Source organism: Oceaniovalibus sp. ACAM 378 (assembly GCF_008085915.1).
Taxonomy (GTDB): Bacteria; Pseudomonadota; Alphaproteobacteria; order Rhodobacterales; family Rhodobacteraceae; genus Oceaniglobus.
This window is the reverse complement of sequence record NZ_VSJK01000013.1, coordinates 1-15,578: the sequence shown is the minus strand read 5'-3', so window position 1 is coordinate 15,578 and position 15,578 is coordinate 1. Positions and strand designations below refer to the sequence as shown.

General features: G+C 62.2%; 11 protein-coding genes. 10 read left to right on the top strand and 1 reads right to left on the bottom strand.

From position 1 onward, the window contains the following. The first annotated feature begins 17 nt into the window (after positions 1-17). The 10 genes from FQ320_RS25730 to FQ320_RS25725 all read left to right on the top strand — a co-directional run bounded on the left by FQ320_RS25730 (position 18) and on the right by FQ320_RS25725 (position 11,759). Positions 18-179 carry a hypothetical protein gene (locus FQ320_RS25730; RefSeq protein ID WP_187393953.1) on the top strand — a complete coding sequence of 54 codons (162 nt, stop codon included), beginning with the start codon at positions 18-20 and terminating at the stop codon, positions 177-179. Then, positions 172-2,646, top strand: coding sequence for a phage tail tape measure C-terminal domain-containing protein (locus FQ320_RS17185; protein ID WP_148474470.1), 2,475 nt, complete (start codon positions 172-174; stop codon positions 2,644-2,646). Before FQ320_RS25730 ends, FQ320_RS17185 begins: the two co-directional genes overlap by 8 nt. Next, a complete protein-coding gene (locus tag FQ320_RS17180) occupies positions 2,646-3,272 on the top strand; it encodes a DUF2460 domain-containing protein (RefSeq protein ID WP_148474468.1) in 627 nt (208 codons plus the stop codon). The genes FQ320_RS17185 and FQ320_RS17180 overlap by 1 nt, the downstream gene beginning before the upstream one ends. Further along, on the top strand, positions 3,269-4,153 hold the full coding sequence (locus tag FQ320_RS17175; protein WP_148474466.1) for a DUF2163 domain-containing protein: 885 nt from the start codon (positions 3,269-3,271) through the stop codon (positions 4,151-4,153). Before FQ320_RS17180 ends, FQ320_RS17175 begins: the two co-directional genes overlap by 4 nt. Beyond that, positions 4,150-4,596: an NlpC/P60 family protein gene (locus FQ320_RS17170; protein WP_148474464.1), complete on the top strand. Its 447-nt coding sequence runs from the start codon at positions 4,150-4,152 to the stop codon at positions 4,594-4,596. Before FQ320_RS17175 ends, FQ320_RS17170 begins: the two co-directional genes overlap by 4 nt. A 10-nt stretch (positions 4,597-4,606) precedes the next feature. Continuing rightward, positions 4,607-8,581, top strand: a complete 3,975-nt coding sequence (locus tag FQ320_RS17165; protein ID WP_148474462.1) for a glycoside hydrolase TIM-barrel-like domain-containing protein — start codon at positions 4,607-4,609, stop codon at positions 8,579-8,581. An 8-nt stretch (positions 8,582-8,589) separates the two neighbouring features. Next, on the top strand, positions 8,590-10,515 hold the full coding sequence (locus FQ320_RS17160; protein ID WP_148474460.1) for a DUF2793 domain-containing protein: 1,926 nt from the start codon (positions 8,590-8,592) through the stop codon (positions 10,513-10,515). Positions 10,516-10,525: 10 nt separating this feature from the next. Further along, positions 10,526-10,834, top strand: coding sequence for a hypothetical protein (locus FQ320_RS17155; protein ID WP_148474458.1), 309 nt, complete (start codon positions 10,526-10,528; stop codon positions 10,832-10,834). A gap of 90 nt (positions 10,835-10,924) precedes the next feature. Continuing rightward, positions 10,925-11,578, top strand: a complete 654-nt coding sequence (locus FQ320_RS17150; RefSeq protein ID WP_148474456.1) for a TIGR02594 family protein — start codon at positions 10,925-10,927, stop codon at positions 11,576-11,578. A 13-nt stretch (positions 11,579-11,591) separates the two neighbouring features. Beyond that, positions 11,592-11,759, top strand: a complete 168-nt coding sequence (locus FQ320_RS25725) for a hypothetical protein (protein ID WP_187393937.1) — start codon at positions 11,592-11,594, stop codon at positions 11,757-11,759. Between the two features lie 60 nt (positions 11,760-11,819). Here FQ320_RS25725 and FQ320_RS17145 read toward each other — a convergent pair whose 3' ends face one another. Continuing rightward, on the bottom strand, positions 11,820-15,437 hold the full coding sequence (locus FQ320_RS17145) for a hypothetical protein (protein ID WP_148474454.1): 3,618 nt from the start codon (positions 15,435-15,437) through the stop codon (positions 11,820-11,822). Positions 15,438-15,578 lie beyond the last annotated feature (141 nt).

The following is a 15,578-nucleotide window of genomic DNA, read 5'->3' as shown; positions in this document are numbered from 1 at the left end:
TTGGCGGACAGCTGCGTGTGATCCCCGGCGCAGTGCTTGGCTGGGACATGGGTGCGGCGCTGTCGCTCGCCCGCGCGCTGGGCGTGAACACCCTGATCGCCGCCGAGCTGCTGCCTGAGATCGAGGCGGTGATGGTGCGCAAATTGAACGAACAGATGGAAGGTGGCCGCGATGGCTGAAAAACGCGTATCCGTCCGCCTCGTGGCGGAGGGCGGCCGCCAAGTGCGCGCCGAGCTGGAGGGTGTCGGCGAGGCTGGGGCAAAGGGGTTTGGCCGCCTCAGCCGCGAGATGGAGCTGGCCAACACCCGGCTTGCGGGTTTTGCGCGCCGCGCTGGCATCGCCATGTCTGCGGCCGCCGCTGCCGCCACCGCTTCGCTCGGCCTCATCGTCCGGTCCACCGCCGAGAGTGCAGCGCAGATCCGCCAGTTCGCGCAAGTCGCCAATGCCACGCCCGAGGCCCTGCAGCGTTGGTCGGCAGGCGCGCAGACGGTCGGGATCGAGCAGGAGAAGCTCGCCGACATCCTGAAAGACGTGAACGACCGGGTCGGGGATTTTCTGCAGACCGGCGGCGGGCCGATGGCGGATTTCTTCGAGAGCGTGGCCCCCCGTGTGGGCGTCACCGCCGACCAGTTCGCCCGCCTGTCCGGACCAGAAGCCTTACAGCTATACGTCGACACGCTGGAACGCGCCGGGCTCAGCCAGCAGGAGATGACCTTCTATCTCGAAGCCATGGCATCCGATGCCACCCGCTTGCTGCCGCTCCTTCGCAATGGTGGCGCGGAAATGGCAAGGCTGGGCGACCAGGCTGCCGACCTCGGCGCGGTTCTGGACGCGGACGCCATCGAGGCCATGCGGCGCACGCAAGTCGCCCTCGGTACCCTGTCGCTGGTGTTCGAGGGCCTGCGGAACCGGATCGCTGTCGCCGTGGCCCCGTCTCTCGAGGCTTTGGCAAACGCTTTCGTGGCACTGGCGGCCGATGGCGGGATCCTGCGGTCGGCCATCGACGCGCTGATCGGCAACCTCGGTCGCCTCGCCACCTATGCCACCACCTTCGCGGCCGTCATGGCCGGGCGTTGGGTGGCGGGGCTGGCGGCAGCGGCGCTCTCTGTCCGGGGTCTGGCCACTGCCCTCGTATTCCTGCGCGGCGCGCTGATCCGGACCGGGATTGGGGCGCTGATCGTTGGCACAGGCGAGCTGGTCTATCAGTTCTCGCAGCTGGTTTCCCGGGTTGGCAGCGTGGGCGAGGCCTTTCGCCTGCTGGGCGATCTTGCGAAAGAAGTCTGGTCGCGGATGCGGCTGTCGCTGGATGCGGCCTTTGCCAATATGGCAGCCGGTTGGGAAGGTCTGAAGGCCGCAGCGTTTTCTGCGCTTGAGGGTACCATCGCGGGCGTCGTCAGCTTCGGCGACCGGACAGCAGCGATCTTCCAGGGCGCCTATGATGCAGCGGTCGCGATCTGGGGCAGCCTGCCCGGTGCCATCGGCGACTTCGCGTTTCAGGCGGCGAACGGGCTGATCTCAGGCGTCGAGGCCATGCTGAACGGCGTCGTCACCCGCATCAACACCTTCATCACTGGCCTCAATGCAGCATTGGCACTGCTGCCCGACTGGGCGGTAGGCGAAGGCGGCGTTCGGATTGGCACGCTTGATCCACTTGACCTCGGGCGGATTGGAAACCCCTTCGAAGGGGCGGCCACGACCGCCGGAACTGCCGCGGCGGATGCGTTCTCGGGGGCGCTGTCACGCACCTATCTCGAACCGCCAGACCTTGGCCTTGGCACGATGGCCGAAGATGCGCGCGGCCGCGCCGACGGCTATCGCGAGGCGGCGGGCATGCTCGCAGATGCCGCAGGGCGGCCGCTTGCCAGTTGGCAGGCGTTGCGTGACGCGGTGACTGGGACCGGATCAGAGGCGGAAGTCGCACTGGCCGATGCCGCCAGTTCTGCGGATGCGCTCGCGGCCGGTTTAAATGACACCGCCACCGCAGCGGATGGCGCAGGTGGTGCTGCCCGCAATGCCGGTGCCGTGGCTGCTGCCGGTGCCGGTGCCGAACAAGCGGCAACAGGCTGGGCCGCGGTGACGGCGGCACTTGCCGGTTATGCCAACAAGGCGCGCGATATTGGCGGTGATATCGGCCAGACACTGGTTGGCGCGTTCCAGAGCGCCGAGAACGCTGTCGGCGACTTCGTCAAATCCGGCAAACTGGATTTTCGCGACCTCGTCACTTCGATGATTGCCGATCTGGCCAAGCTGGCCGCGCGGCGGTTCATCCTTGGGCCTATCGCCAATGCGCTCTCCGGCGCGCTGGGCGGCGCGAGTGAGCTGTTCGCCAACATCCTGCACGCGGGTGGCGTGGTCGGATCGCCGGGTCCGGGCCGCATGGTCCCTGCGCTGGCCTTCGCCGGTGCCCCTCGCATGCATGCCGGTGGCTGGGCCGGGATCAAGCCCGACGAAGTTCCAGCGATCCTGCAACGCGGTGAACGGGTGTTGTCTCGTCGGGAAGCTGCTGGCTATGGCCAAGGGCAAGGTTCTGCCCCGAATATCTCGGTGACCATCATGTCGCGTGACGCTGAAAGCTTCCGGCAATCGCGCACGCAGGTCGCGGCCGACATCGCCCGCGCGGTGTCGCTCGGGCGGAGGGGTATGTGATGGCGTTTCACGAAATTCGTTTCCCCGACAACATCAGCCGTGGCGCACGCGGCGGTCCCGAACGGCGCACGCAAGTGGTGGAGTTGGTGAGCGGCGACGAAGAGCGCAACGCCAGCTGGGCCAACTCGCGCCGCCGCTATGATGTGGCCTACGGCATCCGCCGCACTGACGATCTGGCAACGGTGGTTGCCTTCTTCGAGGCCCGCAACGGCCGCCTGCACGGCTTCCGCCACAAGGATTGGGCCGACTACAAGTCCAGCTTGCCGTCGCAGGCAGTCGCCCCCATCGACCAGCCCATTGGAACCGGCAACGGGGCCGTCACAACCTTCGCACTGCTGAAGCGCTATACCTCTGGCACCCAAAGCTGGACCCGCGCCATCGCCAAGCCTGTGGCGGGAACCGTCCGCCTCGCCCTGAATGGGGTGGAGCAGATGTCGGGCTGGAGCGCCGACACCACCACCGGCAGCGTGAGTTTCGCCAACGCGCCCGGCGCGGGTGTCACGATCACCGCTGGCTTCGAATTCGACGTGCCCGTCCGCTTCGACACAGACACTCTCGACGTGACCCTCGATATCGAGCGGCTGGGGTCGATCACGTCCATCCCCCTCCTGGAGATCCGCAGATGAAATCCCTCTCCCCGGCTCTGCAGGCCCATCTCGACGATGGCACCACCACCCTGTCCTGGTGCTGGCGGATTACGCGCAGCGACGGCGTAGCGCTGGGTTTCACCGATCATGACCGCACGCTGGCCTTCGATGGGACTGCGTTTGAGCCAGAAAGCGGGTTCGCCGCCTCGGAAATCCGCGCTGGGTCCGACTTAGCCGTCGATGCACAGGATGCCAGCGGCGTGCTGACCTCCGACCGCATCACAGAGACCGACATCTTCGACGGGCGCTGGGACAATGCGGCGATCGAGCTGTGGCGGGTGAATTGGGCCGACACCAGTCAGCGGGTGCTCTTGCGGCGCGGGGCGGTCGGGCAAATCCGGCGCGGGCGGATGGCCTTCGTGGCCGAGGTGCGGTCGCTGGCGCATGTGCTTGGCCAGACGGTCGGGCGGACGTTTCAGGCGGGGTGTGACGCGGCGCTGGGCGACGCGCGCTGCTGCATCGATCTGGAAAACGCCATCTACAAGGGCCCCGGCGTGGTCACCGACCTTCTGCGCGACAGGGCGTTCATGGCCTCCGGGCTCGCCGGGTTTGATGCGGGCTGGTTTACCTCCGGCACCCTCAGCTGGACCAGCGGTGCCAATGCAGGTCGCATCACCGAGGTGCTTTCCCATGATTTGACCGATGCCATCGCGACCCTGACCCTCCTCGAAGCACCGGTGCGCCCCATCGCGGAGGGCGACAGTTTCATAGCGCGCGCGGGCTGCGACAAGCGGATCGCCACCTGCAGCACGAAGTTTGCGAATGTCGCGAACTTCCGGGGCTTTCCCAACATCCCCGGCCAGGATGCGGTGCTGCGCTATGCCAGCCAGGACGGCGGCCATGAGGGGAACGTGCTATGAAAGACATCCCGACCGTGGTTGACGCCGCCGTTGTCATTGCCAGTGCACGATCGTGGCTCGGCACACCCTACCACGACCAGGCCAGCCTGCGCGGCGTCGGCTGTGATTGCCTTGGCCTTGCGCGCGGCGTCTGGCGCGAGGTGGTGGGCGAAGAACCTTTCCCGATCCCACCTTACAGTCGGGATTGGGGCGAGACCGGTCCCCGCGAAGTACTCGCCGAAGGCGCACGAGCGATGATGTCGGAAATCGCCCCGACCGAAGCCGGTCCCGGCGCACTGGTCCTGTTCCGCATGGGCCAGCGCGCTATCGCCAAGCATGTCGGGATCCTGACCGGACCCGACCGCTTTATCCATGCTTACGAGCGGCTGGGCGTCATTGAAGAATTCCTGACCCCGGTGTGGCGGCGGCGCATCGCCTTCGCTTTCCTGTTCCCTCAACGCTGAGACCTCACACATGGCAACTTTGGTTCTCGGTGCCGTCGGCTCCGCGATTGGCGGCAGCATTGGCGGGTCCATCCTTGGCTTTTCCGGCGCAGCCATCGGCGGCTTCATCGGATCTAGCATCGGATCGGTGGTCGACAGTTGGATCGTCTCGTCCCTCGCCCCCGCGCAACGCATTGAAGGTGCGCGGCTGGACAGTTTGCGCATGACCTCATCGACCGAAGGCGCGGTGATCCCGCGCCTCTTTGGCCGCATGCGGATCGGCGGCAACGTGATCTGGGCCACGGATTTCCGCGAGGAGACCAAGACCACGACCCAAGGTGGTGGCAAGGGTGGCGGGGGCGGCAAGGTCAAGACGACCGAGTATTTGTACTACGCCAGCTTCGCCGTGGCGCTCTGCGAAGGCGAAATCACCGGCATTGGCCGCGTCTGGGCCGACGGCAAGGCGATGGATATGACCGGCGTCACCTGGCGCTGGTATCCGGGCGATGAGGCCCAAACGGCTGATCCGTTCATTGCAGCCAAGATGGGTGCTGCCAGCACGCCCGCCTATCGCGGAACGGCCTATGTGGTGTTCGAGGAACTGGACCTCAGCGCCTTCGGCAACCGCCTGCCGCAGATCAGCTTCGAGGTGTTTCGCCCCCTCGCAGATGCCGACGCCGCCGAAGGGCTGGTCAAGGCCGTCACCCTGATCCCGGCCTCGGGCGAGTTCAGCTATGCGACAGCCCCGGTCAAGAAGACCAGTGGCGCCGGTGGCGCGACCGTTGCGGAAAACCTGAACGCGATCACCGATACCGCCGACATCGTCGTGGCACTTGATCGGCTGCAAGCGATGGCCCCCGCTGTGGAAAGTGTCAGCTTGGTGGTGGCATGGTTTGGTGACGATCTGCGCGCGGGGGACTGCAAGGTGCGCCCCGGTGTGGAGGTTGCGGCCAAAACCACGGCGCCTTCGGCATGGACTGTGAATGGTGTCAGCCGCGCCAATGCCTTTCTGGTGAGCCGCGACGCCGACGACCGCCCGGTCTATGGCGGCACCCCGGCTGATTTTGCGGTGGTGCAAGCGATCAAGGAAATGAAGGCACGCGGGCTGCGCGTGACCTTTTACCCGTTCCTGCTGATGGACGTGCCCACCGACAACACCAAACCGAACCCTTATTCAAACAATGCCGCCAGTGTCGGTCAGCCGACTTTCCCCTGGCGCGGCCGGATCACCTGTTCCCCAGCGGCGGGCTTTGCAGGAACCGTCGACAAGACCGCGACGGCCACCACGCAAATATCGGCTCTGTTCGGCACCGCCACGCCCGCAAGCTTCAGCGTCTCGGGCACCAATGTCAGCTGGACCGGCCCAGCCGGAGAATGGTCCCTGCGCCGGATGATCCTGCACTATGCGCATCTGTGCAAAGCTGCAGGCGGCGTCGATGCCTTCCTGATCGGATCGGAAATGCCCGGCCTGACCACCATCCGCTCAGGGGCCAGCACCTATCCCGCAGTTTCGGCATTCAAGGCTATCGCTGCTGATGTGCGCACGATCCTCGGCCCTGGAACCAAGATTGGCTATGCGTCCGACTGGTCGGAATACTTCGGACACCACCCTGCCGATGGGAGCGGCGATGTCTTCTTCCACCTTGACCCGCTCTGGTCGGACGCCAACATCGATTTAATCGGCATCGACAACTATATACCGCTGTCCGACTGGCGCGATGGGTTTGACCATGCCGACGCTGCACTGGCTCCTGCGATCTACGACCGCGCCTATCTGCAATCCAACATCACCGGTGGCGAGGGGTTTGACTGGTTCTACGCCAACCCGGCTGACCGCGCCGCGCAGGTCAGGACGCCGATTACGGACGGCGCTGCTGCAAAGCCTTGGGTCTTCCGCTACAAGGATCTGCGGACCTGGTGGTCCGAGCCGCATTTCAACCGGCCAGGCGGGGTGGAAAGCGGGACGCCAACCGCATGGGTGCCGCAGTCCAAGCCGATCTGGTTCACCGAACTGGGCTGCCCGGCCATCGACCGTGGTACCAACCAACCGAACGTCTTCTTCGATCCAAAATCATCCGAGAGCTTCACGCCCTACTTCTCGCGCGGTTGGCGGGATGATGCGATCCAGCGTACCTATCTCGAGGCGACCTATCTGTTCTGGGGTGCTGCGGCGAACAACCCAACCTCTACTGTCTACGGCAGCAGGATGGTCCATGTGCCGGAATGCGCCGCCTGGACCTGGGATGCCCGGCCCTATCCGTTTTTCCCCGAACTCACCACTGTCTGGACCGATGGCCCAAACTGGCGACGCGGACATTGGCTGACCGGACGTCTGGGGGCGGTGTCGCTGGCGGCCCTCGTCCGTCATCTCTGTTTGCGCGCAGGAATGCCCGAGGAACTGATCGACGTTTCTGGCCTCTGGGGTGCAGTGGAAGGCTTTGTGATTTCTGCGCTGGAGGCCCCGCGCGCCTCGATCAGTACCTTGGCCCGGCATTTCGGCTTCGATCCAGTTGAGAGTGAGGGCCGCATTCGCTTTCTGATGCGTGGCCGAATTGCCAGCGCGACAGTTACGCCAGACAGCATGGTGGCACCATCATCCGCGCAAGGCGACGTCATGGAGCTGACCCGCGCACAGGAAACCGAACTGCCACAGGCCCTCAAATGGCAGGTCGCCCGCGCCGACGAAAATTATGACGCAGCACAGGTCGAGGCGCGGCGCATTACGGTTGATACTTCGCGCATCGCCTCCGAGGCGTTCCCAATGGCGGTGCCACCCGAAGAAGCTGAACGTCGCTGCCGCCGTGCGCTGATGGAAGCCTGGGTCGGCCGCGAAAGTGCGGTGTTCCGGCTACCGCCCTCACGTCTTGCGCTGGATCCCTGCGACGTCATCCTGCTCGATCATGACGGCCGCCTGACGGAAATGCGCGTGGTCTCCATCGCAGACTCGGACCTGCGCAGCATCGACGCCGTGCGCCAGGACCGCACAATCTACGATCTGCCGCCCGGCGAGCCGCGTCCAGCATCGCTTTCAACGCCAACCGTGTTTGGGATGCCTGAGATCGTGCTCCTAGACCTGCCGCAGCTGCGCGAGGATCAGCCAGCCCATCGGCCTTTGGTCGCTGCCTACGCCAAACCATGGCCGGGTGAAATTGCGGTCTACCGCAGCGCCGCAACAGATGGTTTTTCCCTGCTGACCAGTTTTGGCACGCGCGCGCGCATGGGCGTTTTGGCGGCGGATTTCTATGCGGGTCCGGTGTCGCGCTTCGATCTCGGCAATGCGCTGGTGGTTGATCTGTTTTCGGGCACCTTGGAAAGCGTCACGGACATCTCCCTGCTTGGCGGGGCCAACGCTCTGGCGGTTGAAACTGGCGCTGGGCAGTGGGAAATCATCCAGGCTGGCACGGCCGAGCTGATCGCGCCGGGTCGCTATCGTTTGGCCCGGCTGCTGCGCGGTCAGCGCGGGACAGAACATGCGATCGCAAGCACGGTGCCGACCGGCGCGCGTGTGGTGGTGCTGGATGCGGCGCTGGCCTCACTGCCAATTTCCGAAGCCGATCTCGGCTTGCCGTGGAACTGGCGCATCGGCCCGGCCTCAAAGCCGGTCAGCGACGAGACCTTTGTCGCCACAACCTTTACGCCCGAGGGCGCTGGGCTGCGGCCTTTCTCTGTCGCGCATGTCGAACAGCCGTGGCGCATCGCCCGCAGCCCCGGCGATTTGACGATCCGCTGGACGCGCCGGTCGCGATCCCTTGTCGCCGACACCTGGGGCGCGGGCGATGTACCCTTGGCCGAGGACAGCGAGGCCTATGAGGTCGAAATCCGTGATGGTGGTGCCGTCAAACGCACACTGACCACCACCACGACCAGTGTGCTCTACACTGCCGCCCAGCAGACCGCCGATTGGGGCGCACCCCTCGGCCCCGGCCAATCCATTGCCATTCGGATTTACCAGCTCTCGGCCCTGATCGGCCGGGGCGCTGGGCGATCAGTCACCCTCAGCTTCTGAAAGCACCCATGTCCGACATCACCACTCACCTCCTGCTGCCCTATATCTTGGCATCGCAAGCTCAGAAGCATGTCACCCACAACGAGGCGCTGCGCCTGCTCGATGCGATGGTCCAACTGTCCGTCCTCGACCGCACGCGCACCACGCCGCCCGCCAGCCCTGCCGACGGCGACCGATATATCGTGGTCTCTGGTGCCATCGGCCTTTGGGCAGGCTGGGATCTGAATGTGGCGTTCTGGGTCGATGGCGTCTGGATGCGGCTGGTCCCCCGCCCGGGCTGGCTGGCCTGGATCGCCGCAGAACAAGCCTTTGCCGTTTGGACCGGCAGCGCATGGGATCTGGTCAGCGAACCGGTGGATGTGTCGGACGCCGTGTTCAGCTTGGTGAACGACGCCGATCCGACCAAGAAGGCGCTGTTCTCGCTGTCGGGGATCAGTACTGGCACCACCCGGACCTTCACGCTGCCCAATACCTCGTCGGAACTGGCAATCCTCGCGGGCACGCAGACCTTCAGCGGCAACAAGACCTTCTCCGGTACCCTATCGGCCTCGGGAACCGTCACGGTTTCGGCGGCGACGGCCACGATCGGGACAGCGACGACGACCGCGACATACGGGATCGGCATCGGAGCCACGACGACCGGCGTCACCAAGACCCTGAACCTCGGCACCGGCGGCGCAAACGGATCCACGACGGTCGTCAATATCGGCTCGGCCACGTCAGGGGCTGGCGGCACGACGGTGGTGAACACGCCGACCGTCACCTTCGCAAATGCCGTGACACAGGTCGGCATGCCGCAGGCGAACCTGACCGCGCAACTGCTCGGCCTCGGTGGCGCTGCGGCCGACAGCTACAACCGGCTGTCGATCAACGCTCCCGCCATGCTGTTCAATAACGCTGGCGCTGGGATCGAGGCGACCTTCAACAAAAATGGCCCGGCTAATGATGCCGCCTTCGCCTTCAAGACCGGGTTCTCGGCGCGGGCGTTGATCGGCCTTCTTGGCAGTGATGATTTTAGCTTCAAGGTCAGCCCGGATGGCGGAACGTTTCACGAGGCCATCAAGATTGACCGTACCTCTGGCCGGGTCGAGCTGCCCGAACCTCTGCTTATGCCCAACCTTCCCGCAGCACCTGACCCGCCGCCTGCTGGCAAACTGGCGATCTATGCCCGGGATCGCGCCGGGGCCGGATGGCTGGACGTGCAGCGCCCATCCGGTCGGTTCTTCCCCCTGCAGCCGCATTTCGGCGTGAACAGGATTGCGACTTGGGCACCGTCCACGGGCACCACCGTCAACACCAATGGCATGCCGCGCACCGCCGTTGGCACCGTTGCCACGCCGACGCTGGCAACCACCAACCTCTCGACCAGCATGCGACGCTGGCGTGTGACCAGCGCCGCGACGGCAGATGCCGTGGCCGAGGAACGGTCTGCCGGATGGGTCTGCTGGCGCGGCAATGCCGACGGGCTGGGAGGCTGGAGCTACGTCAACCGGCTGTCGCTGACCACGCTGCAGGCGACTGGCATGGGGTTCTTTGGGCTTTATGGCTCAACGGTAGCACTGGCCACCAATCTGACACTGGCCGCCGCGGTGAATTGCGTCGGCATCAGCTTCCAGCGCGGCACCCATACGAACTGGCAGCTGGTGCACAACGATGGTGCAGGCGCACCAAGCCTGACCGATCTGGGCGGTAGCTTCCCGGTGGCCAGCACCACTAACATCTTGTCGCTCTATATCGCCGCCGCCCCGAACGGCGGAGATATCGGTGTTCGGGTGGTTGAGGAGGTGAGCGGCGTGGCCATTGAATTCACCATCACCACTGACATGCCCGCAGCCACCCAACTCCTGAGCCCCCGCAACTACATGAACACCGGCACCACGGCGGCGGCGGTCGCCTACGACTGCTCCGGCGTCTACGTCGAAACCGACTTCTAGGAGACCCTTCATGACTGAGAAAACCAGCTTCCTGCAGGAGGTCGCCGAGGCCTTGCGTGACAATGGGATTGCGGCTGCAATCACAGCATTGATTGGCGGCACCATAGCCCTTCTGGCCTCCGTCACACGCAAAGCCTTCACCAACGACGCGATGCTCGCCCGCCTCGATCGAGAACTCAGCCAGGAACGCTACCGCGTCGATCGTCAGCGCGCCGAAGATCGCGACGACGATGCGGACCGGTTGGAACGCATCGAGACCGACATCCGTGCGATGCGCGATCTGATGTTCGAAGCCTTCCAGCGCGGCCGAACCGACTGACCAGCATACCACCCACCATTCCGATCCCACCCACACTCGCCCGCAAGGCGGGTTTTTTGATGCCCGGCGACGAGCAAAAGGAGCCTCCCTATGTCCACCGATACCCGCGAACCCATGCGGCTGATCCAGAGTGGTCTCGATAAACTCGGCCATTCCCCCGGCGCCATCGATGGCCTCTGGGGCCTGCGCACCGCCCGCGCGATGAAAGCGCTGCTGGCCGCGAACGGGCGCGCGGCGTCTGTCGCCCCACCGGGCCTCTTGCCTTGGATCACGGAAGCCAAGTCTGCCCTCGGTCGCCATGAGGCCCGCGATCGATCCTGGCTGATGGATTGGCTGAAACGCGATGGCCGATCTCTTGGCGATCCGTCCAAGAATCCGTGGTGTGGGGATTTCGTGGAAACCTGCATCCGCGTGGCCCTGCCGGATGAACCGCTGCTCGGCGCGCTGGGCACCAATCCCTACTGGGCACGCAACTGGTTGCTGTTTGGGCAAACAGTACAGCCGATCATTGGGGCCATACTGGTCTTCGAACGCGGGTCTGGCGGTCATGTCGGTTTCGCGGTCGGCCAGGACGACATGCATTTCTACGTGCTGGGCGGCAACCAATCCGACGCTGTCACCGTGGCGCGCATCGCAAAATCGCGGCTCCTCGGCGCCCGCTGGCCCTCAACTAAACCGCCCCGCCTGCAGCGCCTGCCGACCATGAAGCCCGGCGAGTTCCTCTCAACCACCAATGAAATCTGAACAGGAGAATACCATGCTGAAACCTGCAATCCTCGCACTTGTACGCCAAATCCTGACTGTTGGTGGCACCGCACTCGTCGCAAAGGGTCTTGTCCAGGCATCCGATGTCGAACCGATGATTGGGGCGCTGCTGACCATTGGGTCGGTGGTTTGGTCTGTCGCCGACAAGAGGGGAAGATAAGACTTTGCAGGTTAAATATGCTTGAAGCGCATGGCAACCTGCCATTGGCAGGGGTTTCGACTAACCTGCTGGTGGTGGCTTGAAAACTATCCCACTCGTTTTGCGGTCCTTGAACACGGCGATGTTTTCCAGCTCAAAAAATGCGATCGAAGCCTGTGGCTGTCCATGCATGTGGAATATCTGCCGCCTGTAATCCTTAGCATAGGGTGCATAAGCGTTGCTTCCACCATAGTTGCCGTTATTCGCTACCACGACCATTTGGTGCATGTGGTAGTGTAAAGCCAGAGCCATATTGTCGAACGTTTTCACGTCCTTATTTAGGGCTGGAATAGCAAAAATGTCAGACCTATCCTTCAGGTCGGCCGCCAAATGAAGGTCGGTTGCGTCAAAGCAAATGGCGGCAGTCAGCCAAAGCGGATCGCTGTCTGGATCTTTGGACCAATCATATCCAATCAGCCACTGACAAGGGCGGAACGACTGAACCAACCCATTGGTCTCAAAGCTTTTCTCGCTCGGCGCCAAGTGTTTTTTGCCCTGTCGCCTAATCAGGATCTGTGCACCGCGCGTGGGATGGTGGGTAGGCAGTATCCAGAGCGCAGAGTTCACAAGCGGCTGACCGGCAAAAAGCTCGTCATAAGTAAGCCCTGCGAGGATGATCGTCTTATGCGCTCGTGCGAAGGGAACAAGGTGCGTCCGCACATCGTCGGGATGGACCGCAAGCTCGGGCAAAATAAGCCAGTCGAGTCTGTGGTCCATGCCCTTGTGCGTTTCGCGGAGGGCCAATGAGCTTTTGACCGCAGCCAAGGCCGCAGAAAGATGGCGGCGATGACGTATTCGAAGATCTGCATCTGACATAGTAAGATCGTTTTCATGAAAGTCGTCCACCGAGGGAAATGCCATCTGGACAACGCACGCCCGCAGGGGCTTCCCCTCCCTCTTAAAAGCACCAGGTACTTTAAGGGGCATCAGGGCAACGCTAGTTCCTTGCATCTCCCGCATGTACTTCAGACGCGCGCCAATGGCTTCCTGAGCTTCTCTCATGGTGCCCGCAACTGGAGTATCCTCCCGTTTTCCAGCACAGCCCGGCCACCACAAGAGGCCGAAGAGCAACCTCTCCACCCAGTCAGAAATGGGCAGCCAATCATCACCGAACGCAGAATAGCCATTAAAGAAACCATGTATCCGCTCATGCCAATGGCCGCCAGGCGACCTGTAGATCTGCTTCTCCTCTTTCCAATGTGGACTCCGAGCTGGCCTTGTGAAATCCGGCTGGGCGGTCAGGATGAAGCGCAGAAGAAAACCAAGTTGAAATCGCCAGTGATCATCAACAGGAACCCAGTTCGGCGGGTCATAAAGTGAATCGCCAGCCAAGTTGCGACGGTGGAGCTGAAGCTCTCCAACCTCGTTCATCTCCGCATCCAGACCCAGAGTTACCTCGGATGGGGAAATAGGTGCTGTCTCCGCAACGCCGTCAATTGCCAGCAGGAACTTGGAAGCGAAGCTCAGCAAGGCGCGCTCGTTGCGCAGTTTATTTCGCGTCTCAGGTGAGAGTACGATCTTGGCCAGCGTGTTGCTCTTGGCATCGGAATGATCTGAGAGACCGAGATCCGCCTTAGCTCGCGGGGTCAGCGAGGATACCCCACCCGTCGCAGCCACAAGCTCAGCAGCAAAATTCGGATCTAGCGACGCAATTCGATTTATTCGAGATGGCGTCAACTGCGGCCCTACTAGCGCCGCTGCTCGTTGTGCGTCCAAATATGAGCGCCGAGCAAGAACGGCATAGGTGGCGAATTCATCAGACAGCCATTTTTGCGCATCACCCTTCAGAAAGCGCAGCAGCCGGGTATAGGGTGAAAGATCGCTACTTCCGTGAGATGGCAGCGCCTGAATATCTGGTGGATCTGTTGCGAGTAGCAGATAAGCTTGCTGTTTGAGATACCATGGAAGGCGCGTTTCCGTGGTGAAAACTATTCTTAGGGCTTCTTCTCGGAGCACCCGTCTATATTCGTCGACTTTGACTGCAGACGGAAGCTGTTCATCATCCTCGACAAAGCCGGTTTCCACGGCACCGGCGCGAAGGATTTCGGACAAGCAGTACCATGCGATCCGCCGCGGTGCATTCCGGGGCCCCCCTTTTTGGGTAAACCGTCGCAATAGATTGAGAACTCTCGTCAGGACGTCAGCATCGGGCCAAAGGTCGAGGGCGATCCGCAGCAAACGGACATTGGAAGGATCGCTGACCCATTTCGAGATCAGTTCCAGTGCAAAGGCTCGCATTTCATCGTCGAGCTCGTTTCGGGTGCGAACCCCTCGAAATTGGCTATATTCTTCGCCGTCACCCTCAGCCTGACTATCCTCGTGGGTTTGCCAAAGCTGAGGGCGAAGAGAGCGATAAGTTGAACGAAACCGACCAGCAACGAAGCGGTCAACGGTTGAATCGCGCACATCAGGAACAGGTCGGAACGGGTCGTGCTCGTTGACCGCTTCGGCCTTCGCCAACCGCTCCTGGGCCCTGACAAGAGCAAGTACGGAATCGAGGATTTCTCCGCCAGCAACGGGGTCAAAACCTCCTGAAATTGCTGTCTGGATCCGCGCCATGCGCTTGCTCTGCTGTACTAGGGGTCTTTCGTCCGCCCGGAAAGCCGTGACCTGTGTCTTCTCTTCTGCCGGACTAAGGCCAGGCGCGGAGTGATCCAGACTGCCTTTGATCCATTTGAAGATATCGGTCTTTACCGCTTCGATGTCCACGTCCAATGGGGCAGACAGCACAAACCGGAGATCATCAACGTAGCGGGCGACGTCGTGCAACTTAATATTTGGCAGGATTTCTCGGCCGACCTGGTCTCTAAGGTTTTTGTCAAATGTCGCAAGGGCGACGTTGGCGAAGAAGCCAGCCGCAACAAGCCCTTGTGGTAGTACAATTCTGCTGAAATCCGGAATGCCGGATTGCTTGGCGTATATATCAACCTCTTTAAGGTCACTATCTGACCATTTCCACTTCAAGAAGCCTGTTACACGCTCGAAAAACGCGGCCTCACCAGAGTCATCCCGAAGGTTTACTATCGCTTTGTGCAAGAGATCGTCTGTGACACGATCATAGAATTGGCGAAGATCAGACTGCACGATCAGCGTCCGTGGATGGCCCTTGTGAATCCGCTCAGCTACGTCTTCTGGCCTGGCTAAGAATGTCTGATAATCCTCGTAAAACCCCCGATAAAGTGTACCTGAACCCCACCGCTGGTGCGCTTTACCGTTCTTGAAATCGCTAAACAACCGATTGCCATACGAGACGACTGTATGCAGTTCAGCACTGTCAAGTGGCATGGCGGGGTCACCTTGGCGCGTCTCGACACGATCGCCCAGACACATCATCATAGCTGTCGCAATCACTTGGTCGCGCAGGCTCACATGAGCGAGCGGACGGATCTTCGCAGTGTCGCCGTTACCGTTGACCGGTTTCCATTGGCCACCACTTTCGATCCGCCATTGTTGACTTTTTGGTGCCGGAACCATTCGGATCGGGTCAGAAAGGAGTTGGCTATCAGATTTGATCTCGGTCGAAATATTGGTAATGAACTCCCTTAGATTGATAGCTGTGCGGTCAAGCTCAAGGGTATCTGAAAACCAGTTGTGGTAGCGAATGTAGCTAGATGTCTTCTTCCATGCCTGAATAAGCACAGTCTCGTCAGCGACAGGGCAATCGCGTTTGGCTCACGCGTCTTACAGCCCATTGAGAACGCTGCATAAGAATGCCTCATCCCAGCCAGCTCGCTTGAGTTTGATGCTGAGAGAGCCTTTGGATGTGTCGCGTCGGACGAC

Bases quoted from the DNA above. Each gene is read 5' to 3' on its own strand.
- FQ320_RS17185 (WP_148474470.1), top strand. From the start codon at position 172: ATGGCTGAAAAACGCGTATCCGTCCGCCTCGTGGCGGAGGGCGGCCGC.
- FQ320_RS17180 (WP_148474468.1), top strand. From the start codon at position 2,646: ATGGCGTTTCACGAAATTCGTTTCCCCGACAACATCAGCCGTGGCGCA.
- FQ320_RS17175 (WP_148474466.1), top strand. From the start codon at position 3,269: ATGAAATCCCTCTCCCCGGCTCTGCAGGCCCATCTCGACGATGGCACC.
- FQ320_RS17170 (WP_148474464.1), top strand. From the start codon at position 4,150: ATGAAAGACATCCCGACCGTGGTTGACGCCGCCGTTGTCATTGCCAGT.
- FQ320_RS17165 (WP_148474462.1), top strand. From the start codon at position 4,607: ATGGCAACTTTGGTTCTCGGTGCCGTCGGCTCCGCGATTGGCGGCAGC.
- FQ320_RS17160 (WP_148474460.1), top strand. From the start codon at position 8,590: ATGTCCGACATCACCACTCACCTCCTGCTGCCCTATATCTTGGCATCG.
- FQ320_RS17155 (WP_148474458.1), top strand. From the start codon at position 10,526: ATGACTGAGAAAACCAGCTTCCTGCAGGAGGTCGCCGAGGCCTTGCGT.
- FQ320_RS17150 (WP_148474456.1), top strand. From the start codon at position 10,925: ATGTCCACCGATACCCGCGAACCCATGCGGCTGATCCAGAGTGGTCTC.
- FQ320_RS25725 (WP_187393937.1), top strand. From the start codon at position 11,592: ATGCTGAAACCTGCAATCCTCGCACTTGTACGCCAAATCCTGACTGTT.